The sequence below is a fragment of the Thioalkalivibrio nitratireducens DSM 14787 genome (assembly GCF_000321415.2).
Classification (GTDB): Bacteria; Pseudomonadota; Gammaproteobacteria; order Ectothiorhodospirales; family Ectothiorhodospiraceae; genus Thioalkalivibrio; species Thioalkalivibrio nitratireducens.
The window spans coordinates 3,347,993-3,363,498 of sequence record NC_019902.2 but is presented as its reverse complement, the minus strand read 5'-3'; the positions used below and the strand labels follow the sequence as shown (position 1 = coordinate 3,363,498).

At 65.7% G+C, this 15,506-nt stretch carries 15 protein-coding genes and 1 pseudogene; 15 read left to right on the top strand and 1 reads right to left on the bottom strand.

Features of this window, described 5'->3' with window-relative positions; translation table 11 throughout:
• The first annotated feature begins 10 nt into the window (after nucleotides 1–10).
• The 8 genes from TVNIR_RS15350 to TVNIR_RS15315 all read left to right on the top strand — a co-directional run bounded on the left by TVNIR_RS15350 (nucleotide 11) and on the right by TVNIR_RS15315 (nucleotide 6,642).
• Nucleotides 11–1,417, top strand: coding sequence for a heterodisulfide reductase-related iron-sulfur binding cluster (locus TVNIR_RS15350; protein WP_015259991.1), 1,407 nt, complete (start codon nucleotides 11–13; stop codon nucleotides 1,415–1,417).
• A complete protein-coding gene (locus tag TVNIR_RS15345; RefSeq protein ID WP_015259990.1) occupies nucleotides 1,414–2,466 on the top strand; it encodes an FAD-dependent oxidoreductase in 1,053 nt (350 codons plus the stop codon). Before TVNIR_RS15350 ends, TVNIR_RS15345 begins: the two co-directional genes overlap by 4 nt.
• Nucleotides 2,441–3,268, top strand: coding sequence for a hypothetical protein (locus TVNIR_RS15340; RefSeq protein ID WP_043739820.1), 828 nt, complete (start codon nucleotides 2,441–2,443; stop codon nucleotides 3,266–3,268). Before TVNIR_RS15345 ends, TVNIR_RS15340 begins: the two co-directional genes overlap by 26 nt.
• A gap of 158 nt (nucleotides 3,269–3,426) precedes the next feature.
• Complete coding sequence (locus TVNIR_RS15335; RefSeq protein ID WP_015259988.1) at nucleotides 3,427–4,143, top strand: 4Fe-4S dicluster domain-containing protein; 717 nt, start codon at nucleotides 3,427–3,429, stop codon at nucleotides 4,141–4,143.
• Nucleotides 4,136–5,047 (top strand): CoB--CoM heterodisulfide reductase iron-sulfur subunit B family protein, encoded by a 912-nt coding sequence (locus tag TVNIR_RS15330; protein WP_015259987.1) that lies wholly within the window; start codon nucleotides 4,136–4,138, stop codon nucleotides 5,045–5,047. The genes TVNIR_RS15335 and TVNIR_RS15330 overlap by 8 nt, the downstream gene beginning before the upstream one ends.
• Before the next feature lie 261 nt (nucleotides 5,048–5,308).
• A complete protein-coding gene (locus TVNIR_RS15325) occupies nucleotides 5,309–5,755 on the top strand; it encodes a biotin/lipoyl attachment domain-containing protein (RefSeq protein ID WP_015259986.1) in 447 nt (148 codons plus the stop codon).
• An 11-nt stretch (nucleotides 5,756–5,766) separates the two neighbouring features.
• Nucleotides 5,767–6,171 carry a DsrE family protein gene (locus TVNIR_RS15320; RefSeq protein WP_015259985.1) on the top strand — a complete coding sequence of 135 codons (405 nt, stop codon included), beginning with the start codon at nucleotides 5,767–5,769 and terminating at the stop codon, nucleotides 6,169–6,171.
• A 33-nt stretch (nucleotides 6,172–6,204) separates the two neighbouring features.
• Nucleotides 6,205–6,642 (top strand): glycine cleavage system protein H, encoded by a 438-nt coding sequence (locus TVNIR_RS15315; protein WP_015259984.1) that lies wholly within the window; start codon nucleotides 6,205–6,207, stop codon nucleotides 6,640–6,642.
• A gap of 155 nt (nucleotides 6,643–6,797) precedes the next feature.
• On the opposite strand, the gene TVNIR_RS15310 is transcribed toward TVNIR_RS15315, so the two are convergent.
• Nucleotides 6,798–8,906, bottom strand: a complete 2,109-nt coding sequence (locus TVNIR_RS15310) for a TonB-dependent receptor plug domain-containing protein (protein WP_043739819.1) — start codon at nucleotides 8,904–8,906, stop codon at nucleotides 6,798–6,800.
• A 500-nt stretch (nucleotides 8,907–9,406) separates the two neighbouring features.
• On the opposite strand from TVNIR_RS15310, the gene TVNIR_RS15305 reads away from it, so the two are divergent.
• The 7 genes and pseudogenes from TVNIR_RS15305 to TVNIR_RS15280 all read left to right on the top strand — a co-directional run bounded on the left by TVNIR_RS15305 (nucleotide 9,407) and on the right by TVNIR_RS15280 (nucleotide 15,459).
• Nucleotides 9,407–10,309: a hypothetical protein gene (locus TVNIR_RS15305; RefSeq protein WP_015259980.1), complete on the top strand. Its 903-nt coding sequence runs from the start codon at nucleotides 9,407–9,409 to the stop codon at nucleotides 10,307–10,309.
• A gap of 65 nt (nucleotides 10,310–10,374) precedes the next feature.
• Nucleotides 10,375–10,710 carry a hypothetical protein gene (locus tag TVNIR_RS15300; protein WP_015259979.1) on the top strand — a complete coding sequence of 112 codons (336 nt, stop codon included), beginning with the start codon at nucleotides 10,375–10,377 and terminating at the stop codon, nucleotides 10,708–10,710.
• A 373-nt stretch (nucleotides 10,711–11,083) separates the two neighbouring features.
• Nucleotides 11,084–11,398: a transposase gene (locus tag TVNIR_RS20240; protein ID WP_015259978.1), complete on the top strand. Its 315-nt coding sequence runs from the start codon at nucleotides 11,084–11,086 to the stop codon at nucleotides 11,396–11,398.
• Nucleotides 11,362–11,475: pseudogene (locus tag TVNIR_RS20845) on the top strand (transposase); the annotation flags it as partial. The gene TVNIR_RS20240 and the pseudogene TVNIR_RS20845, both read left to right, overlap by 37 nt.
• 146 nt (nucleotides 11,476–11,621) lie before the next feature.
• Nucleotides 11,622–13,325, top strand: a complete 1,704-nt coding sequence (locus TVNIR_RS15290; RefSeq protein WP_052316648.1) for an IS1182 family transposase — start codon at nucleotides 11,622–11,624, stop codon at nucleotides 13,323–13,325.
• A gap of 654 nt (nucleotides 13,326–13,979) precedes the next feature.
• A complete protein-coding gene (locus TVNIR_RS15285; RefSeq protein WP_043739818.1) occupies nucleotides 13,980–14,414 on the top strand; it encodes a hypothetical protein in 435 nt (144 codons plus the stop codon).
• 61 nt (nucleotides 14,415–14,475) lie between these two features.
• Entirely contained in the window at nucleotides 14,476–15,459 is a 984-nt protein-coding gene (locus TVNIR_RS15280) for a lipoate--protein ligase family protein (protein ID WP_043739817.1), read from the top strand.
• Nucleotides 15,460–15,506: the final 47 nt, after the last annotated feature.

Genomic DNA, 15,506 nt, shown 5'->3' with positions numbered 1-15,506 from the left:
AGCACAGACGATGAGCGACCACACCCCAGGCAACCACAACCAGACCGCGCAGGGTGCCGGTCCCGGCACGATGAAACCCGGCTTCCACAACACCGACGGCCAGGGCATCGCCGGTCACGGCTCGTTCTTCCAGGCCACCGATCTCGCGCGCGAGGACGCGATCAAGGCGACCGACTGGGTGCGCAAGCACGTCGACCGCCGTACCATCGATCTTGGCGACCGGATGGACGATGCCCGTGAGCACATGTACGAGCTCGAGAAGGACGGCCAGATCATCATCCACCGGATCGGCGAGCAGCACGAACCGGTGACCGTGAAGACCCTGTTCGGCTGGGACAAGCAGATCCCGACCAAGCAGCTCTGGCATCACAAGTCCTGCGGGCAGTGCGGCAACATTCCCGGCTACCCGACCTCGCTGCTGTGGCTGATGAACGGGTTCGGTTTCGTGCCCGGTAAGGATTACCTCGACGAGACCGACCAGACCTCGTGTACCGCATGGAACTACCACGGCTCAGGGATCGGCAATGTCGAGTCGCTGGCCGCGGTGTTTTTGCGCAACTTCCACCAGGCCTATGTCTCCGGAAAGCAGCACGGCCACGAGCTCGGCCACTTCTTCCCGCTGGTGCACTGCGGCACCTCCTTCGGGAATTACAAGGAGATCAGAAAGTACCTGATCGAATCGGCCGAACTCCGCGAGAAGGTCACGAAGATCCTCGGCAAGCTGGGCCGCCTGGTCGACGGCAAGCTGGTGATACCGGAGGAGATCATCCACTACTCCGAGTGGGTGCACGTGATGCGCAACCGGATCGCCTCCGAGCTGCAGACGATCGACGTATCGAACATCCGCACGACGGCACATGTCGCCTGCCACTACTACAAGATGGTGCACGAGGACGCGATCTACGATCCGGATGTGCTCGGTGGCAACCGCACCGCGATCATCACCTCGACCGCGAAGGCGCTGGGCGCCCAGGTGATCGACTACTCGACCTGGTACGACTGTTGCGGTTTCGGATTCCGGCACATCATCTCCGAGCGCGAGTTCACCCGCTCGTTCACGATGGACCGCAAGATTCGGGTCGTGCGCGAGGAGGCCAACGCCGACGTGTTGCTCACCAACGACACCGGCTGCGTGACGACGATGGACAAGAACCAGTGGATCGGCAAGGCGCACGAGCAGAACTTCCAGGTGCCGATCATGGCCGAGGTGCAGTTCGCCGCACTGGCCTGCGGTGCCGATCCATTGAAGATCGTGCAGCTGCAGTGGCACGCCTCGCCCTGCGAGGATCTGGTCGAAAAGATGGGCATCTCCTGGTCCGAGGCCAAGAAGCACTTCCAGGCCTACTTGAAGGAGGTCGAGGCCGGGAACATCGAGTACCTGTACAACCCCGAGCTCGCGTATGGAGGCAAGGTATGAGTCAGGACACGGTGTTGATCGTCGGCGCGGGTCCGTCCGGGCTCTCGGCCGCGGCCAATGTGTCCGCGGCCGGTTACAAGGCGGTGATGGTCGAGAAGGAGGACGTGCTCGGCGGCGCGCCGATCCTTTCCGGCTACGCGAAGCTGGTGCCGTCCGGCGAGTGGGCGAAAGACGCGATCGGGCGCATGGTCCAGCGTGTCGAGGACGACGGCCGCGTGACCGTCCACAAGGGCACGAAGGTCACGACGCTCGACGGCGACGCCGGTGATTTCACCGCGACGCTGGGCAACGGCGAGACCGTGAGCGCCGGCGCCGTGGTGCTGGCTACCGGGTTTACCCACTTCGACTCGATCAACAAGCCGGAATGGGGGTTCGGGACCTTCGAGGACGTGCTGACGACGACGCAGATGGAGCAGATGGTCGCCGCGGGCAAGGTCGCCTGCCCGTCCGACGGGCGCGTGCCCGAGCGCGTCTGCATCCTGCTGTGCGTCGGTTCTCGGGACCGCCAGATCGGCCGCGAATGGTGCTCCAAGGTCTGTTGCACCGTGTCGGCGAACCTGGCGATGGAGATCAAGGAAATCTCGCCCGAGACCGACGTGTTCATCTACTACATGGACATCCGCACCTACGGACTCTATGAGGACAAGTTCTACTGGAAATCCCAGGAGGAGTTCAAGACCAAGTTTGTGAAGGCGCGGATCGCCGAGGTGACTGCCTCCGGCGACGGACGCCTGCTGGTGAAGGGCGAAGACACGCTGGTCAAACGCCCGATCGTGATACCGTTCGACATCGTGGTGCACGCGATCGGCATGGACCCGAACCTAGATAACCCGGAGCTCTCGCAGGTGTTCGGCGTCGGACTCGAGAAACACGGTTTCATCGAGCACGCCGAGATCTACACCAATACCTGTGGCACTACCCGCCGCGGGATCTATTCCTGCGGCGCTGCGTACGGCCCCGAGTCGATCGACGACTCGATCGCGCAAGGTGCGGCGGCCGCGGGGCGTGCTGTCGGTGATCTCTATGCGCTGGTTCGCAAGGCAGGCTAACCCCGGCGGCGCGGAGGTGTCGCCCGAGCCGCTCCAGGTGACCTTCGACCGCGAAATCCTGGCGGCGAAGCTCGCGCATCTGCGCGCGGCGATCCGGGAGGCCGGTGGGGTCGACGGGCTGGCGACCTTCATCGAGGCACTGCGCAGCAAGCACGAGGTATTCGCGGGCATTGCCGCGAAGGGAGACGCGCTCGACGGTGCGGACCTGCGCACCCTCGGCGGGCTGGTGTTCTCGGTGCGGCGCCGGCTCGCCCCGGTACTGGCCGAGCGCGAGGGTGCGCTGACCCGGGGCGTGCGCGAGCTTCTGGCGTCCGGCTTGTCGGCGGACGACCGCCTGCACGCCCTCGCGGCACTGGCCGGCGAGGACCGGAAGCTGCGCCGGGGGCTGTGGGACTTCGGTGCGGAGATCCTGCACTTCAGCGCTCCCGAACAGGTGCCGCCCGGGAGCCGCTGGGTCTGGGATACCGGTACCGCGACCGGCGCCCTGCGCGAGTTTATCCGCGGCAATGACACGCTGCGCCAGGTTCCGATCGGCGACGGACTCGCCGCGATCGAGGGCGCACGGCAGTGGTTCTACGCGGCGCTTTCCGACGAGGGTTTCTACCGGGATCTGCCGTTTGTGACCGACCTGGTCTGGGCACAGGCGTATTCGGACTATGCACGGTCGCTGTCGATGCACCTGGGCCTGATCGACGCGCAGTTCGGCGCCAGGCAGGATCCGCTGGAGCTCGTGGTGAAGATCCTCGGCATCGATGCGCCGGGCGGGCGCTTGAAGGCGGTACGTGACGAGCCGCTGCACTGACTGCCGGTGGCCAGCCGCCGCTGCCGAACCGTGTACGGGCGAGCCACGGAAAGCACGGGAACACAGCGAATGGCTGACCGATCCATTTCATTGCGTGGCTGATTTTCGCGTCACCGTAGGCTGAGCCCGGTACTCCGGGTTCCGGGAGAAGGAAGGTCATGGCGATACACGAGAAGTCACTGATCGAAACGGAACGGCTGCTGGAGCACGATTCGCTCGTCGTCGACGGCGTCGATGTCTCCGGCCAATGGAATACGATGATTACCCCTCGGACGATCGTCGACTACGACGATGACTTCGAGGCGAAGATCCAGTCCTACGTCGGCGGGGAGTACGTGCACCGCTGCTGGCAGTGCGGTTCCTGCACCAATTCCTGCACGATGTACGCCCAGAACGTCCAGTTCAATCCCCGGTACTGGATCTACCTGACCCGGCTCGGTCTGACGGACGAACTGATCAAGGACAAGGACATCATCTGGCAGTGCGTCTCGTGCAACAAGTGCACCAACATCTGCCCGAAGGACGTAAAGCCCGAGGGCGTGATGAAGGCGCTCTCGCACTGGCTGGAAGAGGAGGGCATTACCGAGAAGTCGCCGTCGCGCATCTTCGACGAGGAGTTCACCGACCAGGTCTACGACTACGGGCGGATCGAGGACTCCAAGGTGATGAAGAACTTTTTCAAGGAGAGCGGGCAGCCGCTGGTGCAGGGCTGGCTCGTCGAGTTCACGAAGCGGATGATCAAGAGGCTGCCGGTCGCGCACCTGGTCCGCCTCGGTACGAACGTGGTCTTCACCCCGAAGACGAAGAGTTGGGGCAAGACCGGCGAGGTGCTGAAGGCCTACGTCCGCGAGCAGAAGGAGGCCGCACATGGCTAAGGTTGCATACTACCCCGGCTGCGCGCTGGAGGGGTCCGGCGGCCCTTACGACCGCTCGACCCGGCACCTGGTGAAGGCGCTGGGCCTGGAGATGGAGAACCTGCGCGACTACAACTGCTGCGGCGCGATGGAGGTGAAGAACGTCCACCCGATGCTGCAGACGTACCTGTCCGCGCGCAACCTGGCGATCGCCTCCGAACAGATGGGGCTCGACACCGTGATGGCGCCCTGCAACGGCTGCTACCACAACCTGAAGAAGGCCGAGTTCGAGACCGCGACTTCGCAGCAGGTGATGGACACGGTGCAGGATCTCGCGCGCAAGGCAGACGACCCGGTGTACACGGGCGACGTGCGCACGCTGCACCTGCTCGAGTGGCTGATGGAGGAGCTGGGACCGGACGGCATCAAGCAGAGGATGACCAGGAGCCTGAACGGGATCCGGATCGCGAACTACTACGGCTGCATGTATACGCGGCCGCGGCAGATTTTCCCCGAGAAGGACCAGGGTCCCGGCTCCGAGTCCAGCTACCAGCCGCATTTCATGGACGACCTGCTCGCCGCGGCCGGCGCGGTGAACGTTGAGTACCCGCTGAAGACGGCCTGCTGCGGCGGTGCGCACACGCTGTCGGACTCCGACACCTCGACCCAGCTGGTGCTGAACCTGCTGCAGTCGGCGGAGGATTCCGGCGCTGAGGTCATCGCGACCGAGTGTCCGACCTGTCACTCGGGCCTCGAAATGCACCAGGTGCGTGCCGAGACCGAGTTCGGGATCAGGACTGGCGTCAAGGTGCTGTACTTCACCCAGCTGCTGGGTCTGGCGCTGGGTCTGTCCCCGCGCAAGCTCGGCATCCACGAGAACGTCAGCGACTCGATCGGCCTGCTGAAGGAGAAGGGCGTCATTTGAGGAAGCGCCCCGGTGGGCGATTGGGTCGCGGTTCTCCGGTGACGGGTGGGGCGGAAGGGCGAATCGTCGTTCGCCAAGTCACGCGAACTGGCCGGCGCTGGCGTTGCGTACGTTCGGGTTTGCCCGGGCGCCGAGCGGCGGATCACGGGCTCTGGCCTGTTGCGCCCTGCAATGCGTCGGAGTGGGGAGGACGAGCGCGGCGTTTACCCGCCGCCGGGCGTGTTCGCCGCGACGGGCCGCAGGTCCGACAGGAGGCCATCGATGGAATGCAACGGCTGCGAGTTTCACCCGGAACTGTTTTATGACGACGAGTTCCAGGTCTGGCTCCGGCGCGAGGACGACGACACCCTGACCGTGGGTATGACCGACCTTGCACAGACTATCGCGGGCAAGATCATTCATGTGCGGGTCCGCCGGCCTGGTACGCGTCGCCCGCCGGGCAAGCCGGTGGCCACGATCGAGAGCGGAAAGTGGGCTGGCCCGGTCCCGAACTTCATCGACTGCACGATCGTCGAAGCCAATTCGCAGGTGCTGGAGAATCCGGTCCTGCTGAATTCGGACCCGTACAATGCCTGGATCGCGCGCGTCGAGGCCGTGGAGGGTGCCGACGCCGCGCTGCGCGCATTTCTTACGGGCGACGAGGCCGAAGACGGCTATTGCCACCGTGTGCGCGACGAGGACATCCATTGCCAGCGCAGCACGCGCTGAGTTCGAGGGTCATGTTGATGACGGCGGAACACTATCTCGACAACGAGGGACAAAAGGTCGTGATCATTATGACTTCGGGGCCCTCCGAGCCGGCACGCTGTGCGACACCGTTCTATCTTGGTTCGGTGCTAGCCGCGATGGACAACGAGGTGCGGATTTTTTTCACGATGGAGGGTGTGCGCCTGATGCAGACCGGCGTTGCAGAGGGCATGGCGGCCATGGAGGGCGGAAAACCGATTATCGATTTCATTCGCGATGCAAAGCGTGCGGGTGTCGCGCTGCATGTTTGCCACCCCGCTTTGCCGGGGTATAAAATCGAGCCATCCACCGACCTCATTCCCGAGGTCGATGAGGTGAACCGGGCCAGCGAGCTTGCCGACCTGCTTTTGCAAAGCGACAAGACACTTACCTTTTAGTTCCATCTCATTTCTTGATTTCTGGAGGGCATCATGGGCGTAGTGCGGGGCTGTGAGGTTCCTGAGGACCTGCTTTACAACATTGACAATAATGTCTGGATCCGCAAGGAGAGCGACGGAACCGCTACCGTGGGTTTGACCTCCTATGCGTGCTCGCTGGCCGGGCAGATCGTTTCCTATACGCCGAAGAAGGTCGGCAAGGCGGTCAAGAAGGACAAGTCCTGCGCCACCGTCGAGTCGGGCAAATGGGTCGGGCCGGCGAAGACGCCGGTCTCCGGTGAGGTGGTCGCGACCAACGACGCGGTGGCCGCGAAGCCCGGGTTGATCAACGAGGATCCCTACGGCGAGGGCTGGCTCGTGAAGATCAAGCCGGATGACTGGGATGGCGAGACCGGAGACCTGAAGACCGGCGGCGATGCGCTGGCCGCGTTCGAGGCAAAGATGGACAGCGACGGCTTCGGCGGCTGCTGAGACCTGGTGACCCTCTCCCGCAAGCGGGAGAGGGTAGAAAAGCCCCGCCCCCGATCGCGAGGGAGGGGGTGGGGAGGGTGCAGTGCGCGGCCCTGCCGCAACGCAACGACACTTACCCTGACCCCGAATGAGCGCTCAGTGCCTGATGCCCGCCGTCAGAACTCCGCGTACCAGGTCAGCCCGATGCTGCGACCGGGCGCCCGCAGATCCTGGACGCCATTGGCAGGGTCGATCCGGTCTTGCGTCATTTCGTTCACGTGTTCGCGGTAATCGCGGTCGAACAGGTTGGTGACCGACAACGTCAGCTCTTGGCCCTTCAGTCCGGTGGACGGACCGAAGCGGTAGCCGACCGCTGCATCGACGGTCGTGAAGCCGGGGGTCTTGCGTTCGGATCCCCCGCTGAACCGATCCGCGGTGCGATCCTGTTTCGCCACGGTACGGACCTGTCCCCGCCACTGCCATGCACGGGGAGATTGCTGCGCAAGACCCACGCTCAATTCGGAAGGCGGCATCTGGTACAGGGGTTCGCGGAACGCCGGATCCCGGTTGTCGCCGCGCAGCCAGGTTCCCCAAGCAAAGGCCGACAGACCGTCGCCGAGGTCGTGATCGACACTGAACTCGGCGCCCCGGATCCTCGCGCTGTCCAGGTTCACGGTCTGTTTCACGGTCGGGGCGATCACCTGTCCGCCGATGTAGTCGCGCACGCGGCTCTCGTAGGCCGCGACGGTGTAGCGGGTGTTTCCGATCTGGCCCCGTGCCCCGACCTCTACGCTGCGGTTGCGCTCGGGCTCGAGTTGCGGATTGCTGAACCAGGTGAAGCCGTCGCTGTAGGGGTAGGTCAGGTAGCGCTCCAGCAGCCCTGCCGAGCGGTACCCCTCGGCTACGCTGGCAAAGGGACTGAAACCGCGATCGAGCTCCCAGATCACGCCGGCGGACCACGACAGGTTGTAGTCCGTCTTGTCCAGCGGCGCGGTTACGCCCAGCGCGCGGTCGGCGCTGCCCTCGACCTCGTCGTAGCGGGCGCCGAGGGTCACGGTGAAGTCGTGCAGGTAGATGTCGTCCTGCACGAACACCCCGCGGGACTCCAGGCGTCCGTTGTCGATCAGCTGCATCCGGACGTCGGGTTGAAAATCGGGTGCGAAGCCCACGAAGGAGACGGGGGAGGCTTTGAGTTGCCAGCCCTCGACGCCGGCCAACACCACGTGGCGCGGATGCGGCGACAGTTCGACCTGCAGGCGGCCGCCCCGGGTGTCGAAATCGGTGTCCGATGTTCGGTAGTCCTGGGCGCGCTCACGGTTCCAGTCGTAGTTGCCGCGCTCCAGATCCTGACGATAGAGCGACGCCGTCAGGCGCGCGCCCCACGGGCCGCCGAGCTCGCCCTCGTAACGGCCTTCGACCAGATCCCGCTGCTGGCGTGGGGTGTAATGCGTGTTCAGGCCGTCCGGCTGGTGCAGCCCGGTTCCGGGCGGTGGCACGATCGGATCTTCGAGAAAGCGCCTCGAGGCGAGGTACCACACATCCTCGCGCCGGTCGCGCTGGGTACGCAACTGCACCTCGTGCCCGGGTGCAAGCCGCGCGCGGTAACGCAGATGCAGGGCCCCCTGGTCGGTGCCACTGTCGTCCAGGCGTTCGCCCGCGCCGGTCTTGTAGTCGCCGACATCCAGCCACGCAGCGGACAGGTCGAGCAGCTGGGTGGCGTTCGACAGCGAGGTGCCTACCGCGCCCCGAAAGCCGTCGTCCACCGAGGTATAGCCCAGGCGGGTCCAGCCGCTCACGTCGGGTTCGTCGGTGAAGCGGCCACCGCGGGTGATGATGTTGATCACCCCGCCCATCGCGCCGGCCCCATAGAGGACCGACCCCGGGCCGCGAATCACCTCGATGCGTTCGACCAGGTCGACGTTTACGTACGACGCGAGCGAGCCCCGGGCGGGGGGCTGCATGGCATTCACGCGTACGCCATCGATCAATACCAGCACCTGGTCCCGCTTCAGGCCGCGGATGATCGGATCTACCCCGACCGAACCGTCCACCGCCAGCGATACTCCCGGTTCGCCTCGGAGCAGGTCGCCCAGCGTCCGGGCCTCGCGGCGACGGATCTCGTCGGCCTCGATCACGTTCACCGATGCCGCGGTTTCGGACACGAGGGCCTCGTAGCCCTTCGCGGTAACAGTGACGGGTTCCAGCACAAGCGCCTCGTCGGCGTGTGCAACGGCCGCGGCAATGGCCGCGGTCAGGCTCAAAACAGCGGTTGCGTTACGGCGCATCTGCATCCCCCCTGGGATTCTGCGGTCGGTGGACACCCCCCGGTGAAGCCGGTCGCGTAAGACTCCCGGGCGGGCAGCACTTGCATCGAAACGAAGCGGCGGGCTTGCCCCTGTTCCCGGCAGGCCAACGCCGTGGATCCTGTGTGCCACCTGGAACCTGTGGTGACACAACCATTGTTTCACAATATAAGCACGCTGAACCCATGGTACCGGACGAAATATGCGGACCGCACGGCCGACGGCTCGATAACGCCTGCCTTCGGCCTCGGAATCGGGTTTTGACGCCGGCCGGAAAAGGGCCTAGATTCCGGCCCATGGTCACCTGCACGCAGAAGCCCCGTCGCCAAGCGGGGCTTCTGCGTGCTGGTCATCGGTACAGGGCGGCCGATGGTGCTGGCCGCAATCAGAATGCCCGGAAAATCGCCGTGCGCGGCGGCGTTTCCCGCGCGCCCGGCCCGAACCGTTTCGCAACCACTGTTCGCAACCACTGGGAGAACGCCATGCCGATTTCGATCCTGACCCGTGGGGTGCTGGTCCTGCTGTTGCTGGGGGTCGCAAGCGTCGTGCACGCCGACTACCTGCGGCCGATGGTGCTGGCGTATGCCAAGCCCGGTACCGATGTCGAGGCGGAAGTCGCGACGGTACGGGAGCGCCTGGGCGAAGCGGGTTTCCGGATTCTCGGCGACTACTCGGTGACGGATTCGTCCCATGTGCTGGTGGCGACCTCCCCGGCGCTGTTGGAAGTGGCGGCCAGCATGCCTCGGGCGGCCTATATCGCGCCCCTGCGGGTGGCGGTGACGCGCGTCGATGGCGAGGTGCAGGTGAGCTACAACCACCTCGAATACTTCCGCCACGCCTACCGGATCGACCGATCGCTGGAGCCAGTGATGGCCGTGCTGGCCGATGCCCTGGGCGCACTGGAGAGCTTCGGGGCCGAGGGGCTGAGCCCGTCGGTACTGTCCCGCTACCGGTACGCGTTCGGGATGGAGCGTTTCAACGATCCTTACGAGCTCGCGCATTACCCGGATCGCGAGGCGGCACTGGCCGCGCTTGGTGCCAACCTCGGGGAGAGCCGGGGTGGCGTGCGCGAGGTCTACCGGGTGGATATGCCGGGCCGTGACGCGACGCTGATCGGCGTCGCGATCCGCGAAGACGCCGGGGCGGAGCGCAATGCAGCCGATGCCCACCAGCTGGCCACCGTGGATGTCGGGGACCGGCGCCACACGGCTTATGTACCGTACGAAATCCTGGTGGAAGGTGGCCGCGTCGAGGCTCTGCACATGCGTTTCCGGATGGCGTTGCACTTTCCGGATCTGCGCATGGTGGGCGAAAATTCCTTCGTGCAGTTGCGGCGCTCGCCGGCTGCGGTGGAACGGGCCTTGAGCCTGGCCGCCGGGGGCTAGGGCATGAAGCCCGGCCGTGCCAGGCGGCAACCGCAGGGATCCGTGTCCACGGGAGGGCCTACCCCATGACCGACATCGCGTCCCGGTTGCGGCCCATCCGCGCCGGGCTGGCCGATCTTCAACGGGAATTGACCGAGGCCGGGCAGCCATCCCTGGCCCAGCGCGCGCAGGATCTGTTGCGGGAGCTGGACACGTTGACCGGTTCTTCCGGCTCCGTGCCCCGACCTGCCCGCCGGCGGAAGCCGGCGCGTCGCAGGGACGAGGTGGAGAAGTGCCCGCGGTGTACGATCCGCAGCCTGCATCCGGTGCCGGAGCAGGTGCGGGAAGGCGCGGACGGAGCCGAGGAGATCCTCTGGCACTGCTCGAGTTGCGGCTTCGAGGAGTGGCGCGACGATGCCTGAAAACCCCGCCGCGCCGCCTGCGGCACGCGTGGTCCCCGGCCACGCGGACGCGTTGATGCACGCGCGTAGGTAACGTGAAAATCCAGCCGCGGAAGAACACGGAAATCGCGGAAGGTGAAGCGGATTGAACCCTTTCCCGTGTCTGTCCGTGCTTTCCGTGGCTCGCCTTTCCATCTTGCAGGGTGGCCGCTGGCTATGAAAGTTAGCGTGAAAGTCACGGCCTGTCTCGTGTCCCTGGCGACCCGTAGGGCGGAAGAGCGCAGAGACTGTGAAAGTATTCGCCCCGAGTCTCGGTTCGGGGGTGGGGGCTTGGTAGAATTGGCGCACGCTGTGATGCCCCCCCCCACGTGCATGGGGCGATTGAGGAAAGCCGATGCTGAGCGAGCCTGAGTCTGCACCACCGGAAGCGTTGACCCTGTGGCCGTCCCCGGAGGACGGTGGACCCCCGGCGGCGGCCGGTCCGGAGCCGCGCCCGCCGTTGCCCCGGTCGCGGCGGTACAAGGAAGGGCCGTCGGGAGAGCAGCCGCTGCTGCTGCCGGCGTGCGTGGACGACTACGTGGCGGCGAACCATCCGGTGCGGGCGATCGCGGCCTACGTGGAGATGCTGGACCTGGAGCGGTTGGGCTTTCGGCATGCCGGGGTGCGCTCACGGTGGGGCAGCCGGCGTACGCGCCCGGCGATCTGCTGAAGTTGTATCTCTATGGCTATCAGGAGCGGGTGCATTCCAGCCGGCGTCTGGAGGCCGAGTGCCGCCGCAACCTCGAGGTGATGTGGTTGCTGAACGGGCTGCGCCCAAACTATCACACGATCGCTGATTTTCGTAAGAACAACGCCGCGGCACTGAAGGCGGCGAACCGGGAGTTTGTGCTGCTGTGCCGGGAGCTGGGGCTGATCAGCGGGACCCGGGTGGGGTGGACGGGAGCTTCTTCCACGGCAATGCGAGTGCCGCCAGCGTCAAGACCAAGAAGCAGTTGGAAGCGGAGCTGGCCGCACTGGAACAGGACATCGACGGCTACTTGGCAGCGCTGGAGCGAGGGGACGCCGACGCAGCGGCGGCCGAAGCGACAACGGTGCGGGCGATCGCGGCCTACGTGGAGATGCTGGACCTGGAGCGGTTGGGCTTTCGGCATGCCGGGGGTGCGCTCACGGTGGGGCAGCCGGCGTACGCGCCCGGCGATCTGCTGAAGTTGTATCTCTATGGCTATCAGGAGCGGGTGCATTCCAGCCGGCGTCTGGAGGCCGAGTGCCGCCGCAACCTCGAGGTGATGTGGTTGCTGAACGGGCTGCGCCCAAACTATCACACGATCGCTGATTTTCGTAAGAACAACGCCGCGGCACTGAAGGCGGCGAACCGGGAGTTTGTGCTGCTGTGCCGGGAGCTGGGGCTGATCAGCGGGACCCGGGTGGGGGTGGACGGGAGCTTCTTCCACGGCAATGCGAGTGCCGCCAGCGTCAAGACCAAGAAGCAGTTGGAAGCGGAGCTGGCCGCACTGGAACAGGACATCGACGGCTACTTGGCAGCGCTGGAGCGAGGGGACGCCGACGCAGCGGCGGCCGAAGCGACAACGGTCAGCGCGCAGCAGCTTGCGGATCTGCAGGCGCGCGCGCAGCGCCGGCGAGAGCAACTCGAGGAGTTGGCCCGGACCGGCGAGACCCAGATCTCGCGGACCGATCCGGACGCCCGGCGCCTGAGCAAGAACGGGCAGAAAGTGACCGGCTACAACGTGCAGAGCGTGGTCGATGACCAGCACCACCTGATCCTGACCCACGAGGTCACCAACGCCGGAAACGACCTGGGCCAACTGGTGCCGATGGCGGAACAGGCCCGGCAGATGCTGCTCGATGGGCAGACCACGGAAGCCGCACAGCCGCTCGAGGTGTTGGCGGATGCCGGTTATTTCACCGAGTCCGACATCGCGGCCTGCGCGTCGCGGGGCATCGTGCCGTATGTGCCGGTTCCGGAGAAGACCGGTGCGGCCGAGCGGGCCGGCCGTCTGAGCGCCCGGGAGTTTGTCTACGACGCCGAGCAGGACCGGTACCGCTGTCCGGGTGGGGAAGCCCTGCATCCGTACGGCCAGCCGGATACCCGTAACGGCGTGAACTACCGGCGCTATCGCAGCCGCGCGTCGGTCTGCCAGTCCTGTCCTCTGAAGGCGCAGTGCCTGCCGCCGGCCGGCAAGCGTCGGGAGATTCTCCGCTCCGAGCACGCCGAGGCGGTGGAGCGGCATCGGGAACGGATGGCGGCGGCGCCGCAGGTGATGCGCCAGCGCGCGGCGCTCTGCGAACACCCGTTCGGAACCCTGAAGCGCTGGCTGGGGTGGGACCACTTCCTGGTACGGGGGTTTGACAAGGTGCGCGGTGAGATGGCGATGATCGTGCACAGTTACAACTTCCGCCGCGTGCTCAGCATCCTGGGGGTTGCGGCCTTCATCGCCTACTGCCAGGCGCGGGGCGTTGCGCGCGGCTTTCTTGCGGCTTGGTACGGGCTCCTCGAGCGCCTCTGCCAGCCGTTCTGGGGTCGCGATGACCCGTGGCCCATGGCCGGGACCGTTAGCGGCTCGCACCGTCCACGCGCGGCTCCGTTCGTCCCAGTGCGTTTCACGCCTGCTCCCTAGCATCGGTGCCCATTCTTTCACGGTCTCGCAGCGTCATCCGCCACATGGCGTTCGCAGTGCCCAGGCGCCCGCAGCATCCCCAGCGCCGGCTGGCGGATGACGGCCTTCGGCCTCTTCCGCCCTACGCCTCTTTCATCATCGGGGGTGCCGCGCGCCCGGCGGCATGACAGTTAGCGTGAAAATACGCCGCCCGAGAATCGTATGTCTCTGATTCATAATCGTAGTTTCATCCTTCGGGGTGCCTCGCGGCCGAGGGCATGAAAGTTAGCGTGAAAATGCAGCCACGGAAGGACACGGAAATCACGGAAGATGAGACGGATCCAACCCCTTGTCCGTGTCTTTCCGTGCTTTCCGTGGCTCGTCTTTTCATCTTGCGGGGTGGCCGCTGGCCATGAAAGTTAGCGTGAGTCGCGTGTGCCGTGCGTTCCTTGCCCGGGCTTGAGCCGCGGCGGATGCGTGGTCCGTGCAGTGCCGGTCTCGCGCGCATGCTCTCGCCGGGTATCGCGCCGGGCCGGATTCCGAAGGTATTTCCCCGCACAGCGCAGGCTATGCGGCGTCGTTGCGGTGCCCACTACCCCGGTTCCCCGGGGCCATTTAGGGTGGCCACGGCCGCTTTTGTATGCTCTTTCGGATTGCCGCAGCAGGGCCGTGTGCATGAAATCCCAGAAGATCACCCACATCGGTGAGATCCGCAACGAATTGAACAAGTACCGGCGGGGCAGAAAGCTCGACATCCACCAGTTCAATCAGGTCGCGAGGCTGGCTTGGCTCGGACGGGTCGTGATGCAGCCTCTGGACCCGCAGGATCCGGACTGTACGTCGTTTCTGGTCTATGTCCAGGAGCCGGATGAACTCGCGGCGCATATCCTGGACACGGATCAGGAACTGGTCGGGGCGATGCATATCGTCGACGGGAAGCAGGCGCAGGCATTGGTCCGGATCCTCCGCGGTGGCGTGGAGGAGCGCGCCAAACTCTACCAAGACCTGTCCCGCAGCGACTTCTACTTCCGCTACTTCTACCGTCCGGACGACGCTCAGAACCCGTCGGATGAGCGGTCGAGCGGTCCCCAGGGCGACCACGAGGGCTGATTTCTTGATCCGTCCTCCGGCGCTCGCTTTTCTGGATGCGGGCAGCCTCTCTGCCCCTGCGATGCATGCCTTGTACACCGGCATGACCGCCTGCACTGGCGAGGCGGATCCGATGCGGGTGTTGTGGCTGGTCAGCGCCGAGGCCCATGTGTCCGTGGGTGCGAGCCAGAATGCCGCTGCCGACCTGGATCTCGCGGGTTGTGTTGCCCAGGGTATCCCGGTGGTGCGGCGGTCCCTCGGGGGCGGTGCGGTGTGGATCGACTCCGACCAGCCCTGTTTTTTCCTGGTGCTGCCGCGCAGGGCCCTCGCGCGCGGTCATCGGCACCTGTTCTCACTCGGCATGGGGCTCGCGGTGGCTGTGCTGCGACAACTCGGGCTCGAGGATGTCGAAATGCGCAGCCAGGATATCTGGGTCCATGGCCGCAAGATCATGGGGACCGGCGCGGCGACGCTGGAGAATGGCTGCGTGTTCGGTGCGAGTTTTCTCCAGCATTTCCCGGCCGAGCGCTTCCTCGCCTGCATCCACGAGCCCAGCGAGGGGTACCGGGACTGGATCCTGCCGGCCCTGCGCGAGGGCGTCACCGACTGCGAGCACGAACTGGCGCTGACGCCAGACGTCGAGGCTTTCCGCGCGGCCCTGCACACCGCGCTGTTGCAGCGATTCGGCGTGACACCCCAGGTCGAGACCCTGGCTCCGGCCGCCCGCGATCACTGGATTGCCCGGGGGCGGGAAGAACTGGACGAGATGGAGCAGGCCGAGACCCGGCCCGCGGTTCCCGGCGGCATCCGCATCAACCGTGCGAACCACGTATTCGAGACTCGTTCGCGCTGCGGCCGCCTGCGCTTGCACGTGACAGGCACCCGGATCCGCCGCATCTGGTGCGAGGAACCCCGAATCGACCGCGTGCTCCAGGAAAACGTGATCGGTCTTGCACCGGAGCGGCTGGTGCTGCGCGCGGGTCTCGGCTCCCGGCTCGACCCCGGACTGGTCGACGAGATCAGCTGCCGGATCGACGCGCTCTACCGCGGCATCCGCAACCCCTAGTGGGCCATGCGGAAGAGCCCCCACCCGGTCATGGGGGAGGCTTGGAG

What these genes read in the sequence shown, in the direction of transcription:
- TVNIR_RS15350 (WP_015259991.1), top strand. Translation starts at nt 11, where the DNA reads ATGAGCGACCACACCCCAGGCAACCACAACCAGACCGCGCAGGGTGCC.
- TVNIR_RS15345 (WP_015259990.1), top strand. Translation starts at nt 1,414, where the DNA reads ATGAGTCAGGACACGGTGTTGATCGTCGGCGCGGGTCCGTCCGGGCTC.
- TVNIR_RS15340 (WP_043739820.1), top strand. Translation starts at nt 2,441, where the DNA reads ATGCGCTGGTTCGCAAGGCAGGCTAACCCCGGCGGCGCGGAGGTGTCG.
- TVNIR_RS15335 (WP_015259988.1), top strand. Translation starts at nt 3,427, where the DNA reads ATGGCGATACACGAGAAGTCACTGATCGAAACGGAACGGCTGCTGGAG.
- TVNIR_RS15330 (WP_015259987.1), top strand. Translation starts at nt 4,136, where the DNA reads ATGGCTAAGGTTGCATACTACCCCGGCTGCGCGCTGGAGGGGTCCGGC.
- TVNIR_RS15325 (WP_015259986.1), top strand. Translation starts at nt 5,309, where the DNA reads ATGGAATGCAACGGCTGCGAGTTTCACCCGGAACTGTTTTATGACGAC.
- TVNIR_RS15320 (WP_015259985.1), top strand. Translation starts at nt 5,767, where the DNA reads ATGTTGATGACGGCGGAACACTATCTCGACAACGAGGGACAAAAGGTC.
- TVNIR_RS15315 (WP_015259984.1), top strand. Translation starts at nt 6,205, where the DNA reads ATGGGCGTAGTGCGGGGCTGTGAGGTTCCTGAGGACCTGCTTTACAAC.
- TVNIR_RS15310 (WP_043739819.1), bottom strand. Translation starts at nt 8,906, where the DNA reads ATGCGCCGTAACGCAACCGCTGTTTTGAGCCTGACCGCGGCCATTGCC.
- TVNIR_RS15305 (WP_015259980.1), top strand. Translation starts at nt 9,407, where the DNA reads ATGCCGATTTCGATCCTGACCCGTGGGGTGCTGGTCCTGCTGTTGCTG.
- TVNIR_RS15300 (WP_015259979.1), top strand. Translation starts at nt 10,375, where the DNA reads ATGACCGACATCGCGTCCCGGTTGCGGCCCATCCGCGCCGGGCTGGCC.
- TVNIR_RS20240 (WP_015259978.1), top strand. Translation starts at nt 11,084, where the DNA reads ATGCTGAGCGAGCCTGAGTCTGCACCACCGGAAGCGTTGACCCTGTGG.
- TVNIR_RS15285 (WP_043739818.1), top strand. Translation starts at nt 13,980, where the DNA reads ATGAAATCCCAGAAGATCACCCACATCGGTGAGATCCGCAACGAATTG.
- TVNIR_RS15280 (WP_043739817.1), top strand. Translation starts at nt 14,476, where the DNA reads ATGCATGCCTTGTACACCGGCATGACCGCCTGCACTGGCGAGGCGGAT.